The following is a 19,944-nucleotide window of genomic DNA, read 5'->3' on the forward strand; positions in this document are numbered from 1 at the left end:
ATTTGAAAAAGAGACACCTCCGATGGAGCTTCGCAACATTGCCATTATCGCCCACGTCGACCATGGCAAGACCACCCTTGTCGACGAGCTGCTGAAACAATCCGGCACCTACCGCGACAACCAGGCCACGACCGAGCGCGTGATGGACAGTAATGACATCGAACGTGAGCGCGGCATCACCATTCTTGCCAAGGCAACGAGCGTGGAATGGGGCGGGATTCGCATCAACATCGTCGACACCCCCGGCCACGCCGATTTCGGTGGTGAGGTAGAGCGTATCCTGAATATGGTTGACGGTGTTGTCTTGCTGGTCGATGCCGCCGAAGGTCCGATGCCGCAAACCAAGTTTGTGACCTCCAAGGCGCTGGCGCTTGGGCTGCGCCCGATTGTTGTGCTCAACAAGGTCGACAAGGCCGATGCCGAGCCTGACCGCGCATTGGACGAATGTTTCGACCTCTTCGCCAATCTTGGTGCCGATGACAATCAGCTCGATTTCCCCCATCTCTATGCCTCTGGCCGCTCTGGCTGGGCGGACACCGAGCTTGACGGCCCGCGCAAGGATTTGCAGGCGTTGTTTGAATTGATTGTCAAACATGTCCCCGCACCCAAGCAGGTCGCCAAAGCCGCCGAACCGTTCAAGATGTTGGCCACGACCCTTTCTGCCGACCCGTTCATCGGGCGTATTTTGACCGGCCGTGTCGAGTCTGGTACATTGACAACCGGCGCCCAGATCAAAGCGATTTCACGCACAGGTGAGCGGATTGAAACATTCCGCGCCACCAAGATCCTTGCGTTCCGCGGCATCGGCCAACAGCCGATCGATGAGGCCGTTGCAGGCGATATCGTGACCATCGCCGGCATGACCAAGGCGACCGTGGCCGATACCCTTTGCGATATGTCCGTCGAAGAAGCGATCGAGGCTCAGCCGATCGACCCGCCAACCATCACCGTCACCTTCGGGATCAACGACAGCCCGCTGGCCGGCAAAGACGGCTCCAAGGTACAATCGCGCGTGATCCGTAAACGTCTGATGGATGAGGCCGAAACCAACGTCGCGATCAAAATCGCAGACACCCCCGGCGGCGAGGCCTTTGAGGTTTCCGGCCGTGGTGAGCTTCAGATGGGCGTATTGATTGAAAACATGCGCCGCGAAGGGTTCGAGCTTTCGATCTCTCGCCCCCGCGTTATCTTCAAAGAAGAAGACGGCGTGCGGATGGAGCCGGTCGAAGAGGTCACCATCGATGTGGATGACGAATATTCCGGTGCGGTTATCGAAAAGCTGACGGGTGAGCGTAAAGGCGATCTGGTTGAAATGAAACCGGCCGGTGCAGGCAAAACGCGTATCGTGGCCCATGTGCCATCACGCGGGTTGATCGGCTATCACGGGCAGTTCCTGACCGACACACGCGGCACCGGTATTCTGAACCGGTTGTTCCACGGCTGGACCCCGCACAAAGGCCCAATCCAGGGACGCCGTCAGGGCGTTCTGATTTCGATGGAAAACGGGACCTCAGTGTCCTACGCTTTGTGGAAACTAGAAGATCGCGGCAAGTTCTTTATCGGCGCGCAGGAAGCGGTTTATCAAGGCATGATCCTTGGCGAGCATTCCCGCGACAATGATCTTGAAATCAACCCTTTAAAGGGCAAGCAGTTGACCAACGTGCGTGCCAGCGGCACCGATGAGGCCGTGCGCCTGACAACACCGGTCCGTATGTCGCTCGAGGAATCCATCGCCTATATCGCGGATGATGAATTGGTCGAAGTAACGCCCAAAAACATCCGTTTGCGCAAGCGCTACCTCGACCCGCATGAACGCAAACGTCAATCCCGTTCCGCTGACTGATAAAAGCCCGCTCTGATGAGCGGGCTTTTTCCTTGGTCTTGCAAGCGTTGATTACAATCCCATCGCCGTGTTCAGATAGCTGTCCAAACTGGCCATCTCTGCGTCAGTAAGCGCGCGATTGATGCAAAGCGCGTGGACCATCTGTGCCGCACATTGGTAGCCGACCGCACCTCCCGATGTCGCACCAACATGGATGTTCCCGTTTGTAATGCTGGTCGCGTCGGTGCTGCGGATATGGTCGACACCGTTCAGCCGGCCCAATTGCCGCCACCCATGGGTGTTGGCCGGATCATAACCCATCATCACGACATTTCCGAGCGTGTGGTTGTTTCCGTTATACTCATGATTCGCGCCCCCCAATCCAAAACGGACCGTCAGCGTTCCCCTTTGCTGAACATACCACCTGGGATTTGTCGCAGAAGATCCTGAAAGGACCCCATTTACACTCGAGGTGCTGCGATAGGCCATCACCATGGTAGAGGTCGGACCATTGACAAAGCCACTCACATATTGCTGTGCATTATTGCCCAGAAAATCCACATAGCCCGCCGTATACCATCTGGGCGCGGGCCCCCCGGTCACGACGCCGTGGTGACCCTTTTGGGATTTGTCCTGAATGCCATAGGCCTCTTGTCCGTTTGCGACAGCACTGCTGCGCCCAGCATCCTGAAACACCGAGGCCCCATCCGTAAAGTCATACCAAAAGCCGTCATCCGAGGGCAAAAACAGATCCTTAGGGCTGAATGCCTCATCTGCGGGTTTGCTCCAACCTGATCCCGAACCGACCCAGAACCGTTGCGCCTCTGATTGCCCGACCCATATGCGTCGGGCATCGCGCAAATTGATCAGCGGCCCACTCATTTCAGAACCGTAATCTGAAGCGGTGTGGCGCTGGCAGCAAAGGCCACGGCGGCGGACTCATCGGTGAATTCATGTACGCTAACGGATTGTCCATCACTGCCATCGGCACCTGCGGGCCCGGCAACAGTGCTGGCTGCGCCATCATCACCCTTGGGACCAACCAAAGACGCCAGCCAATCCGCTGCAGAGCCGGCATATCCCCCCGCAACAGCTACCTCATAGGCCGAAAGCCCGTCAGCACCCTGCGGGCCGGTTCCGCTGCTGCCACCCGCGGCCTGATCAACCCATGCAAGATCAAAATCCGTATCAGAGGCTTTGGCCAGAACCTGCCCCGTCATACCGCCCAAGGGCATGCCTTCACCCGGATCCCCCTGCGGGCCTTGAGGACCTTGCGGGCCGGTGGGCATGATCGGCAAAGGATCTTCGGCGAACCGCGCCGAAGTTGTCACCTTGATCATGTACCTATGGGTCGTGATGTCTTGCTCACCCCGCCGGATACCGATTTGAAAGCCCATATGGGTGCCGGTCTCAAAGCGGTCATCCCATTCGATACGGCCGATAATCTCACCTGCTTCGGCATCGCCTTTGGTCAGGGTCAGGCTGTCCAATAGATCTGCATGGGGCTCAAAGGCGTAGACCGTCCAATCGGTCAGGTCAAACCGGGAGCCGTCTGTGGCAGGCCAAAAGCGGGTAAAATCGACATCGCTGCCGCGCATCATTGTGATAATTTCTGTCATTGTGTTGCCTCTGCTTTTGTCAGGATTTCATCAATCGCGCCGATTTTTTCATTCGCCGCTCTCAGCCCGGCCTCAAGCCGGATCAGACACACCCCTGCCCGCGCCAAAGTGTCGCCGGACGGGCAGCGAACAATCACCGCCTGCCGCAGATCGGCCGACACTTGTGGCACGGCATAAACGGTGCGCCGCTCTTCACCGCACGCGGTCAAGAATATCGCGCAGATAATCAGGTAACGGTGCATCGGCCCCCTCCATTGTCAAAGCTGCGGTTTCATCCTCGGCGGCCTGTGCCGCGGCGACCTGCATCCGTTCGATATAGGCCCGATGCACCGCGGCCGCCTGTGCCGCATGGTTCAGGCGCTGCTCTGCTGTGATAAGTTGCATACGCAAGGATTTGGCCTCGCTCTGGGCTACGTCACGCTGGCCCGACACCCAAAACAGGGCCGCACCTAAGCCAAGACATCCCGTCAGTGTCGCGATCAGGGCATAGCGTGTCATAGCGCAATGCTCTCGCGGTTGATCTGGCCGATGTTCTCCTCAATCAGCCAGCGGAGCCGGTCGCCAACTGTTACCGGGTCGCCGGTTGCCTTCATACCGGGCAGCCAGGCAACATCCCATTTGCCGCGCTGCCAGACGTTCAGGGTCGGTTCCACCTCGGCATGGGTCAGAACGGTCTTGCGTGTCACACGAATTTTATAGGTCAAGGCAAGCTCTGCCACCAAATCGGTGAAGGTCGCCAATTGGACCGGCGTGATTGGAAATGCGCCCGCGTCAAACGGCCGTTCCCGCGCCCCCAGCATCGCCGCCATCGCCACACCGATTGAACCGGTATTGAGCCCCCGCGTGTGCGCCGCATAGCGACCGCTGTTGATAACACGGTTCGACTCAGGTCGCAGATCGCCTTCGATCACGCTGCCATCACCGGCCACGATGAAATGGTAATGCGCACGGTCAAGCGCCGACACATGATGCGTCCCAGCCGTCCAATGCAGGATGATGCGTTTCATTTCTTCAGGTCCTTCCGGTCAAACGTCCAATCAGAACGGTCCTGAAGCATCATCCTCTGCGATTGAAATTCCGGAAATGCACCGTACGCTGCCCCGCCGCCAAGCCTCAGCCGATAGCGCTGGTGGCAGTGCTGCCCATGGCCGCGTTTCGCAGCAACATCAGGATATCCTCGGCGAAAAATGGTCTGAAAAGAACCGGCCAGCCGCCCTTTTCCGCCTGTTGCTCCGCGCTGTCCCCAAGCAAAACAGCGCGACCCAAAGGCACATCAAGCCTTTGGGCCAAGGGTGATGCCGCGAAATCTGAATGACCTGCCTCAACAAAGGCAAGCGCTACGGATTCGGCTTCACCCAACAACTCGCACGCCTCCTGAGGCGTGCTGGCAGTAATGATCCGAGCGTAGGGCATGAAATCGCGGATCGTTGCGGCAAGGTCCCCGGCGATCAGGAAATCACCGTGAACGATAATCACCGTGGTGCGGACTTGATCCATCGAACCTGGAACTGCCAAGGTAATCTCCTTCACCCAAAAAGAAATGATGGAACCAAACCTGCAATCGTGCATTAAACTATGACATAGGACCTGACGAATAGGCGAGCCATGGCCGGAATCAGATGCAGTGCTTGTCCGCTGCGCGTAAAGGATATTTTTGTCCCTTTCACGGATGATGAAATCGCCTTCATGCAATCTTTCAAGAAAGGTGAGCTTGAGGTCGAGGCTGGCACGACCGTTTTGATGGAAGGGTCCAGCAGCCCGCAGCTTTACACCGTGTTAAGCGGCATGGGCACCCGTTACAAAACGCTGGAAAACGGGCGGCGCCAGGTCATCAACTTCTTGTTTCCCGGCGATTTCTCAGGGCTTCAAGCCAGCCTCATGGGCGAGATGAAACACTCGGTCGAGGCCTCTACCCACATGCGCCTGTGTGTTTTCAAACGTGAGGATATCTGGACCCTGTTTCGCGCCCATCCCGAACGCGCCTATGATTTGACATGGATCTCAGCCGTCGAGGAATATTTCCTTGGAGAGACATTGGCCTCGATCGGTCAAAGAGATGCGGCACAGCGGATTGCATGGGCTTTCGTCCGGATGTTCGAACGGCTGCGCGCCGTTGGTATGACACAGGAAAACACCGTCCCTCTGCCATTTCGTCAACGTGATCTTGCCGATGCTTTGGGTCTATCGCTGGTCCATACCAATAAAACGTTGCAAAAGCTTCGCTGCCTTGATCTGGCACATTGGATGGACGGCAAGCTGACAATCCGCAACCTGCCTGCCCTTGCTGATCTTGCAATGATAGACCTAGAAAAGCCCGCACGCAGGCCGATCATGTAAAGCGCTGCGTCTAGGGGGTTGCATGACTATTGCGGGATGGGGGCCTGGGCAGAGATCGCACAATATTCACTCGCATCCGCGTTACAGCTACCGGCCGCGACAGGGCGCAGCGCAAAACCGTCTTCGACCGCATCACCTTGGATTGTCACATGATAATGCCAGTTCAGTTCCGCCTCGGCGTGATCATGGCCATAAGGGGTGAAGGCCATAGCTGTCTCACCACAGCGCACAGCGACAACTTCGGTCCCTGCATCGGTCAGAATCTGCGAAACAACCCCGGCCCTGGCTTTGCAAGCCTCCATCGTTTCGGCCTGCGTAAAGGCGATATGCAACGGCTCGGCCTCATGCATGGTCAAGATTATGAGTACGATATTCAGCATTTTTCTTCCTTATATCAAACAGCACTTTCCCCCCGGCCAAGCGGTTTGACCGAGGGGGGGTGTTTTCAGGCGTGCAGGTCCAAGACAAGCTCCAGCCCCAACTCTCCAAACCCGTTAAAGCGGGTGTTGGTGACCGTGGAATAGGCGCCCATACCGTGGATCAACAGAAAATCCCCTTCGGCCAGATCATCGGGCAGCATCAGCTCTCCGGGCAAACGATCAACCGAATCGCACGTCGGGCCAAAGACGATGCGCGCAATCGGCTCACCGGTCCGTGGTTGGCCATCTGGGGCCAGAACCTCGGTCCGGTCAATGACACCGATCATCGGAAGCTCGGTCAAGCTGCCGTAAACCCCATCGTTCAGGAACACATGCGCATCATCGCGTAAGGCTTTGACGCGCGTGGCGACGGTAAAGGCATCGCCACACAGGCCGCGGCCCGGCTCACAGACCAAAAGCGGGCGTTTTTCGCCAAAGGCCTCGGTTGCGACACGGTCGATCATCTCGAAAATCGCGTCCAGATCGGGGGTGACCGCGTTCAAACGGTGGTTCGGAAAACCGCCGCCCACGTTCAACCGCGCAATGGTCACACCGGCATCCTCGGCAATCTCGGCGGCGGTGCGGATATAGGTTTCCCACGCGGCAGGCTCAGTACATTGCGTGCCGGGATGGAAGGTGAGCGAGGGCACGAAACCGGCCTTGGCCACAGCTTGCAACAACTCGACCGCCAACTCCGTCGTCGCGCCGAATTTGGCACCGAAGTTATAGGCCGCACCGCCCACCGGCAGCTTGAAGCGCACGGTGATTTCGGTCCCCTCTGCTGGAACCGCCTCGATCAGCTTGGCCAGTTCCGACACAGAATCAACGGAATAGGATTTCACCCCCAGCCCCACCGCCACCTGAATTTCCGAGCGCGAGCGCACCGGGTTATTGTAATGCAAGGCCGCATCCGGGCACAGGCGGCGGATCAGCTGCATCTCAAAGGGAGAGGCCACATCAAAGCCGCGCAAACCGGCCTCTGACAGGTTTTGCACCACCTCTTCCATCGGGTTGGATTTGACCGCATAGGTCACCATGCCGGGAAAGCTGTCGATAAACTTGCGGGCCATCGCCTTTAGCGCGGAAGGTGCGAAAAACAGCACCGGATTTTCAGGTTGAACCGTTGACAGATATTCCGTCGGATTGGTCCAGATTGTTTTCGAGTGTCCCATCAGCGTTCCTTTCCGCATTGGTCATGGCGCAAACACCTGTCCCATCCCCTCAGGGAAATCAAGCGCCCGCATGGTTTAACAAAACCAGGCCAGGTGCGTATGAGCCGCCCTTTTCCTGAAAACAAGAATAGGCTATTTGGGATACAATTTCACCGATTAAAACTGTATAAATATATGAAACCATCGTCATAATGACGAAACAATCGGGCATATTGTATGGATGATCTGGATCGACACATAATCGGGCTCTTGGGGGCCGATGCGCGCATTTCGGTGGCCACGCTTGCGCGACGGCTCAAGGTTGCGCGTTCCACTATTCAGGCGCGTTTGGAACGGCTGGAAACCAATGGTACCATTGCGGGCTATACGCTCAAGCTTGGGGATGCGGGGCGGCAGGGTCGGCTGCGTGCCTCGGTCCTCTTGATGATAGAGCCGCGCACACAGGCCGCCTGCCTGACGCGTCTTCGCGCCATCGCCGAGGTGGAGCGGGTCTTTACCACCTCCGGCCGTTTTGATCTGTTGCTGGAACTGAGCGCGCCGAATACTCAGGTACTGGATCAGGTGCTGGATCAGATCGGCTCTATGGCCGGGGTGAAATCATCAGAAAGTCTGATCCACCTGTCGACGAAAATTGATCGGGCCGTCTAGATCGCACCATCCGGGGCATCTGCATCGAAACCGCGCTTCCCCTTGGCACGCGGGCGCGGTAGAACACCCCAAATGCCGAAAAGGAAGCCCAAGATGCCGATGGAAAAAACCTTCAACGCCGCCGAGGCCGAAGCCCGTATCTCTGCCAAATGGGAGGCCGATGGCGCATTTCGTGCCGGTGCCAATGCCAGCCGCGATGAAACCTTCTGCATCATGATACCGCCGCCCAATGTGACCGGCTCCTTGCATGTGGGGCACGCCTTCAACAACACCATTCAGGATATTCTGGTGCGTTGGAAACGGATGCAGGGCTATGACACCCTATGGCAGCCGGGTCAGGACCACGCGGGCATCGCAACCCAGCTTGTGGTCGAACGTCAGATGGCCGCGGATGGCCTGCCCACGCGCGCCGAAATGGGTCGGCCTGCTTTTCTGGAAAAAGTCTGGGAATGGAAAGAGCAATCCGGCGACACAATTATCAACCAACTCAAACGTCTTGGCGCGTCTTGTGATTGGGAACGCAACGCCTTCACCATGGATGAGGGGTTCCACGATGCCGTCATCAAGGTCTTTGTGGAGATGTATAACAAGGGCCAGATCTATCGCGGCAAGCGTCTGGTCAACTGGGACCCCCATTTCGAAACCGCCATTTCCGATCTCGAGGTCGAGAATGTCGAGGTTGCGGGCCATATGTGGCACTTCAAATACCCGCTGGCCGGCGGGGAAACCTATGAATATGTCGAACGTGATGAAGACGGAAATGTAACCCTGCGCGAGATGCGCGACTATATTTCCATCGCCACCACGCGGCCTGAAACCATGCTGGGGGACGGCGCGGTTGCTGTTCATCCATCGGATGAACGTTATGCGTCAATCATCGGAAAACTATGCGAAATTCCGGTTGGCCCCAAGGCAGAACGTCGCCTGATCCCGATCATCACCGATGAATACCCCGATAAGAATTTCGGCTCCGGTGCGGTGAAAATCACCGGCGCGCATGACTTTAACGACTACGGCGTGGCACAGCGCAACAGCATCCCGCTTTACGCGCTGATGGATACCAAGGCCCGCATGCGCACCGATGGGCTGTCCTATGCCGAGTCTGCCGCCATCGCCAAGGCAATCGCCAAGGGCGAAGAGCCGCCGACAGACACCACCCATATCAACCTCGTCCCTGACGATTACCGCGGCCTCGACCGTTTCGAGGCCCGCAAGAAGGTGATCGCCGATATCACCGCCGAAGGGCTTGACGTGACCGAATTGGTCAAAAGCATCGACCCCGAAACCAATTCCGAACATCTGGAAAAGGTGGCGGTTGTAGAGAACAAGCCGATCATGCAGCCCTTTGGCGACCGCTCCAAAGTGGTGATCGAGCCGATGTTGACTGACCAATGGTTCGTCGACACCGCCAAAATCGTACAGCCTGCGCTGGATGCGGTGCGTGAAGGCCGCACCAAGATCATGCCGGAATCGGGCGAGAAGGTCTATTTCCACTGGCTGGATAATATTGAACCGTGGTGCATCTCACGCCAGCTTTGGTGGGGGCATCAGATCCCGGTCTGGTACGGTCTTGACCTTGGCTATGAGGGCAAGCTGGAGGATGACGGCGATCTGGATGAGGTCGACCTGCTCGGGCTGCTCTTGCCTGACGGGATGCTGCAAAGCGGCACTGTGATGCATTGCGCGCCTTCATTCGAGGATGTGAAAAACGGCTTCTTTGACGATAACGCAGATATTCCCGCCCCGCTCAACAATGCGCGCATCATTGAGGTCGCCAATAAACACGAGGCGGTAGAGGTCCTTGCCGCCAGTCTGGCAGAATATAACGTCAGCCAGGACCCGACCCATCTGGTCTATCCGGTTTGGCGCGACCCCGACGTGCTTGATACTTGGTTTTCCTCCGGTCTCTGGCCCATCGGAACATTAGGATGGCCCAATAACACGCCGGAATTGCAGAAGTATTTCCCGACGAATACGCTTGTCACTGGTCAGGACATCCTGTTCTTCTGGGTTGCCCGCATGATGATGATGCAGCTTGCCGTGGTCGGTCAGGAACCTTTCGACACCGTCTATCTCCACCAATTGGTGCGCGATGAGAAGGGTGAGAAGATGTCCAAAACCCGCGGCAATGTGATTGACCCGCTGGTGATTGTCGATGAATACGGTGCCGATGCCCTGCGCTTTACCATGGCGCAGATGGCGGCAATGGGCGGTGTGCTCAAGCTGTCCGAAGACCGGATTAAGGGTTATCGCAACTTTGGCACAAAGCTTTGGAATGCCTGCCGTTTTGCCGAGATGAACGGCGTTTGGGAAGGTCACGCCACCAGCGCAGCCCCAGCCGCCGAGGCCCGCGTGAACCGCTGGATCATCGCCGAGGCCGCCAAGACCCGCGCCGAGGTCGACGCCGCGTTGGAGGCCTATAAGTTCAACGATGCCGCCAACGCGCTTTATGCCTTTGTCTGGGGCAAGGTCTGCGATTGGTATGTCGAATTTGCCAAGCCGCTGTTTGATGGCGACCAAGCCGATGAGACCCGCAAGACGATGGCCTGGGTGCTGGATCAATGTATGATCATGCTGCACCCGATCATGCCCTTCATCACCGAAGAGCTTTGGGCCACCACCGGCACCCGCGCCAAGCCGCTGGTCCATGCCGATTGGCCAACCTATGGCACAGAGCTGATCGATGCGGATGCGCTACGCGAGATGAACTGGGTCACCGGCCTGATCGAGGATATCCGCTCGGCGCGCGCGCAAATGCATGTGCCTGCCGGTCTGAAGGTAGAGCTGCTTTGTGTCGGGCTGGATGAAAACGCCAAGGCGGCACTGGCGGCGAATGAGGCGTTGATCTTCCGTCTTGCCCGGATCGAGAGCGCGCAAGAGGCGGCGCAAGTTCCCAAAGGGGCGATCACCGTCGCCGCCGAGGGCGCAACCTTTGCTATCCCGCTGGAAGGGCTGATCGACATCGCCGAAGAACGCGCGCGGCTGTCGAAAACGCTGGAAAAGCTGGAAAAGGATATGGGCGGGCTGCGTGGCCGTTTGAACAACCCCAAATTCGTGGCCAGCGCCAAGCCCGAAGTGGTTGAGGAAACCCGCGAAAAGCTGGCCTTGGGTGAGGAAGAAATCACCAAGATCCAGGCCGCCTTGGCGCGCCTTGCCGAAATGGAATAGGGCATCGCCCGACCTGAAAACAAAGGGGGGCAATCTGCCCCCTTTCCACAACCCGGAGCCGCCGATGACCCCCCCTCGCTTTACCCCGCTAAGCCAATCCCTGCCCGCAAGCGTGCCTTTTGTCGGCCCCGAAACGCAGGAACGGGCCATGGGCCATGCCTTCAAGGCGCGTCTTGGTGCGAATGAAAACATGTTTGGCCCCTCGCCCCGCGCGCTAGCGGCAATAGCCGCGGCGGCGCGTGATGTCTGGATGTACGGCGATCCGGAAAACCATGACCTGCGTGTGGGCCTTGCGGCGCATCATGGGGTGGCCCCCGAAAATATCGTCGTGGGCGAAGGGATTGACGGGCTTTTGGGCTATCTCGTGCGGTTGGTGATCGCAGCGGGCGATGCGGTTGTGACCTCTGACGGGGCTTATCCGACGTTCAACTTCCATGTGGCGGGCTTTGGCGGCGTGTTGCACAAGGTGCCCTACCGCGATGATTTTGAGGATCCTGATGCGCTGTTGGCACGCGCTCGCGCGGTGGATGCCAAGCTGATCTATCTGTCAAATCCCGACAATCCGATGGGCAACCAATTGCCAGCCGAGACTGTGGAACAGATGGTTGAAAACCTGCCCGAGGGCTGCCTGCTGATTCTGGATGAGGCCTATATCGACCTTGCCCCCGATGACAGCGCACCGAAAATTGCCCCCGATGATCCGCGTGTCATCCGTTTCCGCACGTTTTCCAAGGGCTATGCCATGGCGGGGCTTCGGGTTGGCTATGCAATTGCAGCACCCGAACTGGCACAGGCCTTCAACAAGGTGCGCAATCACTTTGGCATAGGCCGTATCGCACAGGCCGGCGCGCTGGCGGCCTTGGCCGATCAGGACTGGTTGCGCCAGATAAAGGCAAAAATCGTCGCGGCGCGTGAGGGTTTTGCCACGGTGGCGCGCGAAAACGATTTACAGGCACTGCCATCCGCGACGAATTTCATCTGCATCGACTGCGGTAAGGATGGAGACTTCGCGCGCCGGGTTCTGGCAGAGCTGGGCAGTCTGGGTGTCTTTGTCCGCATGCCCGGAACCGCACCTATGGATCGCTGTATCCGCGTCAGCCTGGGCGATGCAGATGCGTTGGAGATCTTTAGGGATGCCCTGCCGCGCGCTTTGGCGGCGGCAAGGGATTGATCAATCCGCCTATGGCGCTTTGCTGACCGCTTCAATCGGATCAGGGGCTTTGGGCACGGCCGAAAGCTTAGGTTCGGCTCGGACCGGTATAGCTTCTGGGGTCAGCATTTCTACGGCCTCGGCCCGGGATTCGCGGCGAAAGGTCAACATGTTCTGGAACACTGATTTGGTGCCGGTCAGGCCCGAACGCTCTTCACAGGGCAAGGTATCGGCGCGGACATATTCCCAGCCCGCAGCCCCCATTTCATTCATCAATCGGGTCAAACGATAGGCAAATCGTTCAGCCGGGGTTTTGACTCCTTTGGCCTTCTCACCTTTGTTCGGGGCCGGAATGACCTTGTACTCATAGAATTTCATGGGGCCTCCAAGCGCCTTTTTGCACGGGATATAGCCGATTGGCCAATCGAGGGAAAGAAAAATGGCCCCTGTTAATACACATCCGAAAGCCCCACTGACCGAACCGAGGGCAAAACCGTCACTGCGGCCCCGTGGACATGGCGATCATAAAGATCGATCGCGTCCTGGTTCAGCATCCGGATACAGCCCGAGGAAACGGCATGTCCCAACTCTTGCGCGCTAGCGTCGCCGTGAATGCGGTAAAGCGTATCCTTGCCGTTCTGGAACAGATAGAGCGCGCGCGCGCCCAATGGATTGCCCGGCCCCGCATCCATCCCACCATTGGCAACGGAATAGGGCGCAAGCTCTGGCCGCCGTTTGATCATATCGTCGGGCACCTTCCAACGGGGCCATTCACGCCCGAACTGCAAACGCGCCGTGCCATCCCATGAAAAGCCCTGTGCGCCAACGCTAACGCCGTAGCGGATCGCCGTTTCCCGCCCCTCGACAAAATGCAAAAGCTTGGCACCGGGGTCGATAATAATGCTGCCGCGCGGGCTGTTGGGCCACGGGTTTTGCACCTCTTGGCGCCACAGCTCAGGCGCAAGGCTGCCTTCCTCAATCGCGGGAATCGGAAAGGGTTCACCATATATCGGGCCGTAAAACATAGGCAGCGGCGGGTACGCGGGCGGGGCCGCTTCGGGGGCTATCGGGCGCGCACAGGCGGAAAGCGCCGCCATCGCACCGAATGCGGCAAAACATCTTCTGGTCAACATGTTGTGTTCCTCAAGGTCTGATATAGGGCTGATTGTGGTATCAGACCACTCGCGGTGGCCCGCGCGGCGGAGAGGGAATGGTGCCCTGCCCCAGTATGGCGCGCGACATCTGGAAAACTGCGTCCACTTGTATCTGCGGCGGCACTGTAAATCCGGCCATTAAGGCCATGTCCACCTGACAGGGCAGAATCGCGCTGCGGCAGGGCTTGGGGGTATTCTGCAGCGTGCTGGGCACAGTTTGTTGCGAGGCAGCAACCAAAGCAGGTCGCGCAGAAACCTGCGTGGCCGAAAACGCCCCCCAAGGCAAAACCAGCAAGATCAGCAAAGCCTGACAAAAAGAACGCAATATCATCATAGAGCGAACATCGGCGATTTCACCCTGAAAGGAAAGCGGAGCGCCGATCAGCTTGTCGTGATCGGCGCACGGATACCCCTACTAGAGGCCCAGTTTTTGCGCAACAAGCTGCTGCACGACCGCCGGGGCTGCCTTGCCGCCTGTAGCCTTCAGCACCTGTCCGGTAAACCAACCGGCCAGCTTTGGGTTGGCCTTGGCTTTTTCGACCTGCGCAGGGTTGGCGGCAATGATCTCATCCACTGCGGCCTCAATCGCGCCGGTGTCGGTGACCTGTTTCATGCCGCGGGCACTGGCAACCTCTGCCGGATCGCCCCCCTCGGTCCAGATGATCTCGAACAAATCCTTGGCCATTTTCCCCGAGATTTCGCCAGAGCTGATCAAATCAATGATCCCGCCCAGTTGCACGGATGAGACCGGGGTCTCGGCAATGGTCAGCCCCTCTTTGTTCAACCGGCCAAAGAGCTCGTTGATGACCCAGTTCGCCGCGATCTTGCCGTCACGGCCCTTGGCCACCGACTCAAAATAGCCGGCGGAATCGAGGTCCGCCGTCAGCACATTCGCGTCATAATCGGTCAGGCCGAAATCCCCCATAAAGCGGGCTTTCTTGGCATCTGGAAGCTCGGGCATATTGGCCGCGATCTCATCGACCCAAGCCTGCTCGATCTCTAGTGGCAACAGATCCGGGCATGGGAAATAGCGGTAATCATGCGCCTCTTCCTTGGAGCGCATGGAGCGGGTTTCGCCCTTATCGGGATCATAGAGGCGGGTTTCCTGATCCACGCTGCCGCCGTCCTCAAGGATCGCAATCTGGCGGCGGGCCTCAAAATCAATGGCTTGGGTCATGAACCGCATGGAGTTCATGTTCTTGATCTCACAGCGGGTGCCGAGATGGCTGAAATCCTGGGTCGCCTGATATTTCTCATATTGGCCGGGGGGACAGACGGAAACGTTCACATCCGCGCGCAGGTTGCCGTTTTGCATATTGCCGTCACAGGTGCCAAGATAGCGCAGGATCTGGCGCAGCTTGGTGACATAGGCGGTGGCTTCCTCGGCCGAACGGATATCGGGGCGTGACACAATTTCCATCAGGGCCACGCCGGTCCGGTTGAAATCCACAAAGGACATATTCGGGTCCATGTCGTGAATGCTCTTACCCGCGTCTTGCTCCAAATGGATCCGTTCCACCCGCACCAGACGGGCAACACCGGGGGCAAGCTCCACCAGCACCTCGCCCTCACCCACGATGGGGTGGTAAAGCTGGCTGATCTGATAGCCCTGCGGCAGGTCGGGATAAAAGTAATTCTTGCGGTCAAAGGCCGAACGCAGGTTGATCTGCGCCTTCAGCCCAAGACCGGAGCGCACCGCCTGTTCCACACAGTAGCCGTTGATCACCGGCAGCATCCCCGGCATCGCGGCATCCACAAAGGCCACGTTGGAGTTCGGCTCCGCGCCCACCTGGGTCGACGCGCCCGAAAACAGCTTGGCATTAGAGGAAACCTGCGCGTGGATTTCCATCCCGATCACAAGCTCCCAATCCTGCTTGGCCCCGGCAATGACCTTAGGCTTCGGGTTTTCATAGGTCAGATCAAGCATAGCGCGTCCCTTATATCAGCTTGCTGCGGTTCTAAGCCCAAGCTGAACCGTGTTCAAGCGGGGTTATGTGCCCAGCATCCGGCCCACCATCTCGGTCAGGTTGCGGCTTAGGTTCGGGGTGGCGGCAATCCGGGCCAGTTCCGCACGGATCAAGGCCTGACGGTCGGCGTCATAGCGGGGCCATGTCTCAAACGCCGTCGACATGCGCGCGGCGGTTTGCGGGTTGACCGGATCCAGTTTGATCAGCCAATCGGCCAACAAGCGGTAGCTGTCCCCCGAGGCATGGTGAAACCCAGCGTGGTTGCTTGCCAGTGAGGCGATGACCGCGCGGAAACGGTTGGGGTTCTTCCAGTCGAAATCCGGATCTTTGGTCAGCGCATCTGTCACAGCCGCCACACGGTCGGGCGCGGCAGAGACAACCTGAAGCCCGAACCACTTGTCCATCACCAAACGGTCCCCTTGCCATTTATGGCGGAAGGCAGCGGCGGCCTCATCGCCCTGCCCGATATCAAGCAAGATCGCCAAGGCGCCCAGCTCTTCGGTCATCGAATTGGCATTTTCCATGGCTACCTGTGCAGATGCCCCGCCATCCAGCCGCGCCATCAAGGCAAGGGCCGCAAGCCGCAGCGCACGCCGCCCCGCCGCAACAGCGCCCGGATCAAAGGCACCGGGGGTTTGCAAGCCGTCGATCAGGGCAGGCAGACGTTTGGCCAGATGCCCCGCCAGATCATCCTGCATCGCACGGCGCGCGCTGTGGATCGCGGCTGGGTCCGGCACATGGCCCGCGGCATGCAGGCTCTGGGCGATGTCATCCTCACCCGGCAGGCGCAGGGTCAATGCGCGAAACGCCGGATCAAGGCTTTCGTCAAAGGTCACAGTCTCAACCGCTGTCAGCCAATCCGTTGGCGACTCATCGCCCCCGATAACCTTGCGCATTAGCACATCCTTGGCCAAGGCGCGCCCTGCCTCCCATTTGTTGAACGGGTCGGTGTCATGGGCCAGTAGAAACGCACGCTCCTCGGCCGAGCTTTCACGCTCAAGGATCACAGGGGCGGAAAACCCGCGCAGGATGGACGGAACCGGACGGTTGGCAAGCCCTTCAAATGCAAAGCTTTGCCGTTCTTGCGTCAACTCCAACACGGTCGTCGGCAGCACCTCATCACCATTCGACCCCAAAAGCCCAACGGCCACGGGGATTACTTTTGAATCCTTAGACGGCTGACCCGGCGTTGCAGGGTTTTTCTGTTCAATCGTAAGCGTATATACGCCGTCCTTAAAGTCATCTGTTACCGTCAGATGCGGGGTTCCGGCTTGGGTATACCAATGTCTGAACTGTGCCAGATCGCGCCCCGTGGCGTCCTCAAACACCTTCAGCCAATCCTCGATGGTGGCCGCCTGCCCGTCATGGCGGTCAAAATAAAGGTTCAGCGCCTTGGAGTAACCCTCATCGCCCACCAGCGCGCGCAGCATGCCGATCACCTCGGCGCCTTTTTCATAGATGGTGGCGGTGTAGAAATTATTGATCTCTACATAGCTATCGGGGCGCACGGCATGGGCCAGCGGGCCGCCATCCTCACGGAACTGACGGGCGCGCAGGGCCAGAACATCCTCGATCCGTTTGACGGCATGGCTGCGCATATCGCCCGAAAATGTCTGGTCACGGTAAACCGTCAGCCCCTCTTTGAGGCAAAGCTGGAACCAGTCGCGGCAGGTGATGCGGTTGCCGGTCCAGTTGTGGAAATACTCATGCGCGATCACCGCCTCGATCCGCGCGTAATCATCATCGGTGGCGGTTTCGGGCGTGGCCAGCACCAGCTTGGAGTTGAAGATATTCAACCCTTTGTTCTCCATCGCGCCCATGTTGAAATCATCAACCGCAACGATATTAAAGATATCGAGGTCATATTCGCGGCCGTAGACCTCTTCATCCCATTTCATCGAGCGGATAAGGCTGTCCATCGCATAGGCGCATTTGCCCTCATCACCGGGGCGGACATAGATGTTCAGCGCAACCTTGCGGCCCGACATGGTGGTGAACGTATCGGAATGGGCCACCAGATCGCCCGCGACCAAGGCGAAGAGATAGGCGGGTTTGGGCCAAGGGTCATGCCACGCGCCCGGCCCCGTCGGATTGCCGTTCGACAGTTGCACCGGCATATCCGTGTCCATCGTCACATCAAAGCGCGCCATGACATCGGGGCGGTCGGGATAATAGGTGATCTTGCGAAAGCCCTGCGCCTCACATTGGGTGCAATACATGCCCCCCGACATATAAAGCCCGTCCAGCGAGGTATTGGTTTCGGGTGAGATCTCCACCTCGGTTTCCAGGACAAAGGGGCCATTGGGTAAATCCGCCGCCGGAATCGTCAGCCCCGTGGCATCGGGTTTGTGTGCCAGTGGCCTGCCATCCAACGACAGCGCGTGCAGGATCAGGTTCTCCCCGTCCAGCCGCATATCCTGCCCCGCCTCGGCCGCCGGATTGGGCGCAAAGGACAGCCGCGCCTTCACCCGTGTTTGCGCCGGATGCAATTTGAAATGCAGGGCCACATGATCCAGCAAAAAGGGAAAGGGTTGGTAGTCGGCAAGAAGAATCGCTTTGGGTGAAGTTTGCACAGAAGAGGTTTCCACGGGGAGCGGCCTTTCGCGTAATGGGGCGGTCAAATTGGGAACCATGACCGTTTTCGCGACGTTAGTCCTCCGGGTGGCGGTGATCAACCCGCACCGCTGCGCAACTCTTGGAAAGGAGCGCCCCATGTCTGCCCCGAACACAAATATCGAGCGTCAAAAGAAAAACCATCGCGGCCCGCTTGTCGGGATTGCGGCTGTTTTGGTTGTTGTCGGTCTGGCCTTAGTCGTCTTTCTTGGTGACGAGACCGACCCGGATGGCACTTTGCTTGGTGAAGGTGCCGCAACCAGCGCGCCAGAAGGCGTAGAGACCACGACAAGCGATTGACCGAAACTTTCGACTTGCCGAATCCGACTGAATCCTGTCCATTTGTTCTATGAATGTTCTCTTGTGGTTCAAGCGTGATTTAAGGGTCTATGACCACCCTGCCCTCTGCCTTGCGGCAGGGTGGGGCCGTGTTTTGCCGCTCTATGTCGCGGAGCCTGACTATTGGGCCTTGCCAGATACATCGTCCCGCCAATGGGCCTTTACCGCCGAGACGCTGGCGGGCCTGCGCACCGATCTGGCGGCTTTGGGCGGGCCTTTGATTGTGCGCACAGGGGATGCAATCGAAGTGCTGCCGCGCCTGTGCAAGCAAAATGCCATCACCCGTATCATCAGTCATCAGGACGTCGGCAACACCTGGACCCGCGCAAGGGACCGGCGCTTGGCCGCTTGCGTGCGTGATGCGGGTATTGAATGGAAAGAGGTCCCTTTGGCGCGTGGTGCGCAGAAATGTGATGATCCGGCCTTGCCCGCCCCCCGCTTCCAGCCCATTGACGGGATCGAACCCGGAGAGATCCCCCCCGCTCGGGCGCTCCGTCTGCAAGCCGATTCCTGCCCGCACCGTCAAACCGGCGGACGCGTACAGGCCGGGGCACTGCTGGACAGTTTTCTGGAGCATCGCGGCGCCGGCTATCTCCGGTCAATGCCCTCACCCCTGAAGGCAGAGCGGGCCTGCTCGCGGCTTTCACCCTATCTTGCCGCAGGTGTGATCTCATCCCGCAGCGTCGTCGCCGCGAGCGTCGCAAGGCGGGCCACACGACCGGGCGGGCCTTGGGCAGCAAATCTGCGCGGCTTTGAGACCCGTCTTGTCTGGCGCGCGCCCTCTGCCCAAAGCGCACAGGGCATGGATCGACATGCCGCGCCCCATCTGGCGGGCAGCCCCACATCGGGCGCACTCATGGAGGCATGGGCGCAGGGGCAAACCGGCTATCCCTTTCTGGATGCCTGCATGCGCTATCTGACCGCCAGCGGCTGGCTGAATTTCAAGGCGCGGGCGATGCTGCTGTCTTTTGCGACCTATTACCTTGGGCTTGACCGAAGCGCTGTCGGCAATGTTTTGGCGCGCCGCTTTACCGATTACGACCCCTCCATCCATTGGCCACAGGTACAACAACACTCAGGCCTTTCGGAGAATGGCCGTTTGCGCGGCATCGATCCCGTCAAACAAGGGCTGGAACATGACCCCCGTGGCAGCTTTACCCGCCGCTGGGTGCCAGAGCTGGCCCCGGTTCCCGACCGCTTTGTGCACATGCCCTGGATCTGGCCCGGTGCGCAAAGCCTGCTGGGGCGCCGCTATCCCGAGCCGATTGTCGATCTGGCAACCGCCGCCAAAGAGGCAAGGGCCGCCATCGCCCCCTTACGCGGCGAAACACCCCCCAAAACCCGCCGCAGCCGCCCCGCCCACCTCGGGCAACTCGCGCTTGACCTTTAGGGTTGCCCTGCAACAATCCCTAAAACGGCGGTATTATTTTCAAAAAAACCAAGAAAGTCATTTCTCCAAAGACGGCCGAAAACAAGGCCATTCCAATTGCTTTTTACCGCTTTTCGGCCTAACTGTGTGCCATCGTATGCAAATGG

At 58.6% G+C, this 19,944-nt stretch carries 19 protein-coding genes; 7 read left to right on the plus strand and 12 right to left on the minus strand.

Translation table 11 applies throughout. The features are described from left to right. Positions 1–22: 22 nt before the first annotated feature. Positions 23–1,843, plus strand: a complete 1,821-nt coding sequence (typA, locus tag AKU94_RS00970; RefSeq protein ID WP_050525495.1) for a translational GTPase TypA — start codon at positions 23–25, stop codon at positions 1,841–1,843. A 51-nt stretch (positions 1,844–1,894) separates the two neighbouring features. Here the strand turns inward: typA and AKU94_RS00975 are convergent, their stop codons facing one another. The 6 genes from AKU94_RS00975 to AKU94_RS01000 all read right to left on the minus strand — a co-directional run bounded on the left by AKU94_RS00975 (position 1,895) and on the right by AKU94_RS01000 (position 5,133). After that, positions 1,895–2,704: a hypothetical protein gene (locus AKU94_RS00975; protein ID WP_050525496.1), complete on the minus strand. Its 810-nt coding sequence runs from the start codon at positions 2,702–2,704 to the stop codon at positions 1,895–1,897. Further along, complete coding sequence (locus AKU94_RS00980) at positions 2,701–3,441, minus strand: hypothetical protein (protein ID WP_050525497.1); 741 nt, start codon at positions 3,439–3,441, stop codon at positions 2,701–2,703. Before AKU94_RS00980 ends, AKU94_RS00975 begins: the two co-directional genes overlap by 4 nt. Next, entirely contained in the window at positions 3,438–3,683 is a 246-nt protein-coding gene (locus tag AKU94_RS00985; protein ID WP_157056345.1) for a hypothetical protein, read from the minus strand. Before AKU94_RS00985 ends, AKU94_RS00980 begins: the two co-directional genes overlap by 4 nt. Next, entirely contained in the window at positions 3,634–3,939 is a 306-nt protein-coding gene (locus AKU94_RS00990; RefSeq protein ID WP_050525499.1) for a hypothetical protein, read from the minus strand. Before AKU94_RS00990 ends, AKU94_RS00985 begins: the two co-directional genes overlap by 50 nt. Beyond that, a complete protein-coding gene (locus tag AKU94_RS00995; protein ID WP_050525500.1) occupies positions 3,936–4,448 on the minus strand; it encodes a peptidoglycan recognition protein family protein in 513 nt (170 codons plus the stop codon). Before AKU94_RS00995 ends, AKU94_RS00990 begins: the two co-directional genes overlap by 4 nt. 106 nt (positions 4,449–4,554) lie before the next feature. Then, positions 4,555–5,133, minus strand: coding sequence for a response regulator (locus AKU94_RS01000; RefSeq protein WP_198144797.1), 579 nt, complete (start codon positions 5,131–5,133; stop codon positions 4,555–4,557). Between AKU94_RS01000 and AKU94_RS01005 the strand changes: the two genes are divergently transcribed. Then, positions 5,047–5,778 (plus strand): Crp/Fnr family transcriptional regulator, encoded by a 732-nt coding sequence (locus AKU94_RS01005; RefSeq protein WP_050525502.1) that lies wholly within the window; start codon positions 5,047–5,049, stop codon positions 5,776–5,778. The two genes, AKU94_RS01000 and AKU94_RS01005, sit on opposite strands and share 87 nt — an antisense overlap. Positions 5,779–5,804: 26 nt before the next feature. Here the strand turns inward: AKU94_RS01005 and AKU94_RS01010 are convergent, their stop codons facing one another. Together AKU94_RS01010 and AKU94_RS01015 are read right to left on the minus strand one after the other, a co-directional pair. Next, a complete protein-coding gene (locus AKU94_RS01010; RefSeq protein WP_050525503.1) occupies positions 5,805–6,158 on the minus strand; it encodes a hypothetical protein in 354 nt (117 codons plus the stop codon). A gap of 65 nt (positions 6,159–6,223) precedes the next feature. Further along, positions 6,224–7,369, minus strand: a complete 1,146-nt coding sequence (locus AKU94_RS01015) for a type III PLP-dependent enzyme (RefSeq protein WP_050525504.1) — start codon at positions 7,367–7,369, stop codon at positions 6,224–6,226. A 216-nt stretch (positions 7,370–7,585) separates the two neighbouring features. Between AKU94_RS01015 and AKU94_RS01020 the strand changes: the two genes are divergently transcribed. The 3 genes from AKU94_RS01020 (at position 7,586) to AKU94_RS01030 (ending at position 12,356) form a co-directional block, all read left to right on the plus strand. Continuing rightward, a complete protein-coding gene (locus AKU94_RS01020; protein ID WP_050525505.1) occupies positions 7,586–8,017 on the plus strand; it encodes an Lrp/AsnC family transcriptional regulator in 432 nt (143 codons plus the stop codon). 93 nt (positions 8,018–8,110) lie between these two features. Further along, the gene (locus AKU94_RS01025) at positions 8,111–11,185 is read left to right on the plus strand and encodes a valine--tRNA ligase (protein WP_050525506.1); all 3,075 of its coding nucleotides are present in this window, start codon (positions 8,111–8,113) and stop codon (positions 11,183–11,185) included. Between the two features lie 64 nt (positions 11,186–11,249). Then, entirely contained in the window at positions 11,250–12,356 is a 1,107-nt protein-coding gene (locus AKU94_RS01030) for a pyridoxal phosphate-dependent aminotransferase (RefSeq protein ID WP_050525507.1), read from the plus strand. Positions 12,357–12,365: 9 nt separating this feature from the next. Here AKU94_RS01030 and AKU94_RS01035 read toward each other — a convergent pair whose 3' ends face one another. The 4 genes from AKU94_RS01035 to pepN form a co-directional block, all read right to left on the minus strand. Further along, positions 12,366–12,713 carry a DUF4177 domain-containing protein gene (locus AKU94_RS01035; protein WP_050525508.1) on the minus strand — a complete coding sequence of 116 codons (348 nt, stop codon included), beginning with the start codon at positions 12,711–12,713 and terminating at the stop codon, positions 12,366–12,368. A gap of 71 nt (positions 12,714–12,784) precedes the next feature. Further along, positions 12,785–13,468, minus strand: a complete 684-nt coding sequence (locus tag AKU94_RS01040; RefSeq protein WP_050525509.1) for a L,D-transpeptidase — start codon at positions 13,466–13,468, stop codon at positions 12,785–12,787. Positions 13,469–13,904: 436 nt separating this feature from the next. Then, a complete protein-coding gene (gatB, locus tag AKU94_RS01050) occupies positions 13,905–15,416 on the minus strand; it encodes an Asp-tRNA(Asn)/Glu-tRNA(Gln) amidotransferase subunit GatB (RefSeq protein WP_050525511.1) in 1,512 nt (503 codons plus the stop codon). 63 nt (positions 15,417–15,479) lie between these two features. Then, positions 15,480–18,044, minus strand: coding sequence for an aminopeptidase N (gene pepN, locus AKU94_RS01055; protein WP_232295636.1), 2,565 nt, complete (start codon positions 18,042–18,044; stop codon positions 15,480–15,482). A gap of 124 nt (positions 18,045–18,168) precedes the next feature. Here pepN and AKU94_RS01060 point away from each other — a divergent pair, with 124 nt between their 5' ends. Together AKU94_RS01060 and AKU94_RS01065 are read left to right on the plus strand one after the other, a co-directional pair. Then, positions 18,169–18,369, plus strand: coding sequence for a hypothetical protein (locus AKU94_RS01060; RefSeq protein WP_050525512.1), 201 nt, complete (start codon positions 18,169–18,171; stop codon positions 18,367–18,369). A 61-nt stretch (positions 18,370–18,430) separates the two neighbouring features. Next, a complete protein-coding gene (locus AKU94_RS01065; protein ID WP_232295637.1) occupies positions 18,431–19,798 on the plus strand; it encodes an FAD-binding domain-containing protein in 1,368 nt (455 codons plus the stop codon). Positions 19,799–19,944: the final 146 nt, after the last annotated feature.

It is taken from the genome of Pseudorhodobacter aquimaris (assembly GCF_001202025.1).
Taxonomy (GTDB): domain Bacteria; phylum Pseudomonadota; class Alphaproteobacteria; order Rhodobacterales; family Rhodobacteraceae; genus Pseudorhodobacter; species Pseudorhodobacter aquimaris.

What these genes read in the sequence shown, in the direction of transcription:
- AKU94_RS01030 (WP_050525507.1), top strand. Translation starts at nt 11,250, where the DNA reads ATGACCCCCCCTCGCTTTACCCCGCTAAGCCAATCCCTGCCCGCAAGC.
- AKU94_RS01025 (WP_050525506.1), top strand. Translation starts at nt 8,111, where the DNA reads ATGCCGATGGAAAAAACCTTCAACGCCGCCGAGGCCGAAGCCCGTATC.
- AKU94_RS01040 (WP_050525509.1), bottom strand. Translation starts at nt 13,468, where the DNA reads ATGTTGACCAGAAGATGTTTTGCCGCATTCGGTGCGATGGCGGCGCTT.
- AKU94_RS01015 (WP_050525504.1), bottom strand. Translation starts at nt 7,369, where the DNA reads ATGGGACACTCGAAAACAATCTGGACCAATCCGACGGAATATCTGTCA.
- gatB (WP_050525511.1), bottom strand. Translation starts at nt 15,416, where the DNA reads ATGCTTGATCTGACCTATGAAAACCCGAAGCCTAAGGTCATTGCCGGG.
- AKU94_RS00985 (WP_157056345.1), bottom strand. Translation starts at nt 3,683, where the DNA reads ATGCACCGTTACCTGATTATCTGCGCGATATTCTTGACCGCGTGCGGT.
- AKU94_RS01005 (WP_050525502.1), top strand. Translation starts at nt 5,047, where the DNA reads ATGGCCGGAATCAGATGCAGTGCTTGTCCGCTGCGCGTAAAGGATATT.
- AKU94_RS01035 (WP_050525508.1), bottom strand. Translation starts at nt 12,713, where the DNA reads ATGAAATTCTATGAGTACAAGGTCATTCCGGCCCCGAACAAAGGTGAG.
- AKU94_RS00990 (WP_050525499.1), bottom strand. Translation starts at nt 3,939, where the DNA reads ATGACACGCTATGCCCTGATCGCGACACTGACGGGATGTCTTGGCTTA.
- AKU94_RS01010 (WP_050525503.1), bottom strand. Translation starts at nt 6,158, where the DNA reads ATGCTGAATATCGTACTCATAATCTTGACCATGCATGAGGCCGAGCCG.
- AKU94_RS01060 (WP_050525512.1), top strand. Translation starts at nt 18,169, where the DNA reads ATGTCTGCCCCGAACACAAATATCGAGCGTCAAAAGAAAAACCATCGC.
- AKU94_RS00980 (WP_050525497.1), bottom strand. Translation starts at nt 3,441, where the DNA reads ATGACAGAAATTATCACAATGATGCGCGGCAGCGATGTCGATTTTACC.
- typA (WP_050525495.1), top strand. Translation starts at nt 23, where the DNA reads ATGGAGCTTCGCAACATTGCCATTATCGCCCACGTCGACCATGGCAAG.
- AKU94_RS00995 (WP_050525500.1), bottom strand. Translation starts at nt 4,448, where the DNA reads ATGAAACGCATCATCCTGCATTGGACGGCTGGGACGCATCATGTGTCG.
- AKU94_RS00975 (WP_050525496.1), bottom strand. Translation starts at nt 2,704, where the DNA reads ATGAGTGGGCCGCTGATCAATTTGCGCGATGCCCGACGCATATGGGTC.
- AKU94_RS01020 (WP_050525505.1), top strand. Translation starts at nt 7,586, where the DNA reads ATGGATGATCTGGATCGACACATAATCGGGCTCTTGGGGGCCGATGCG.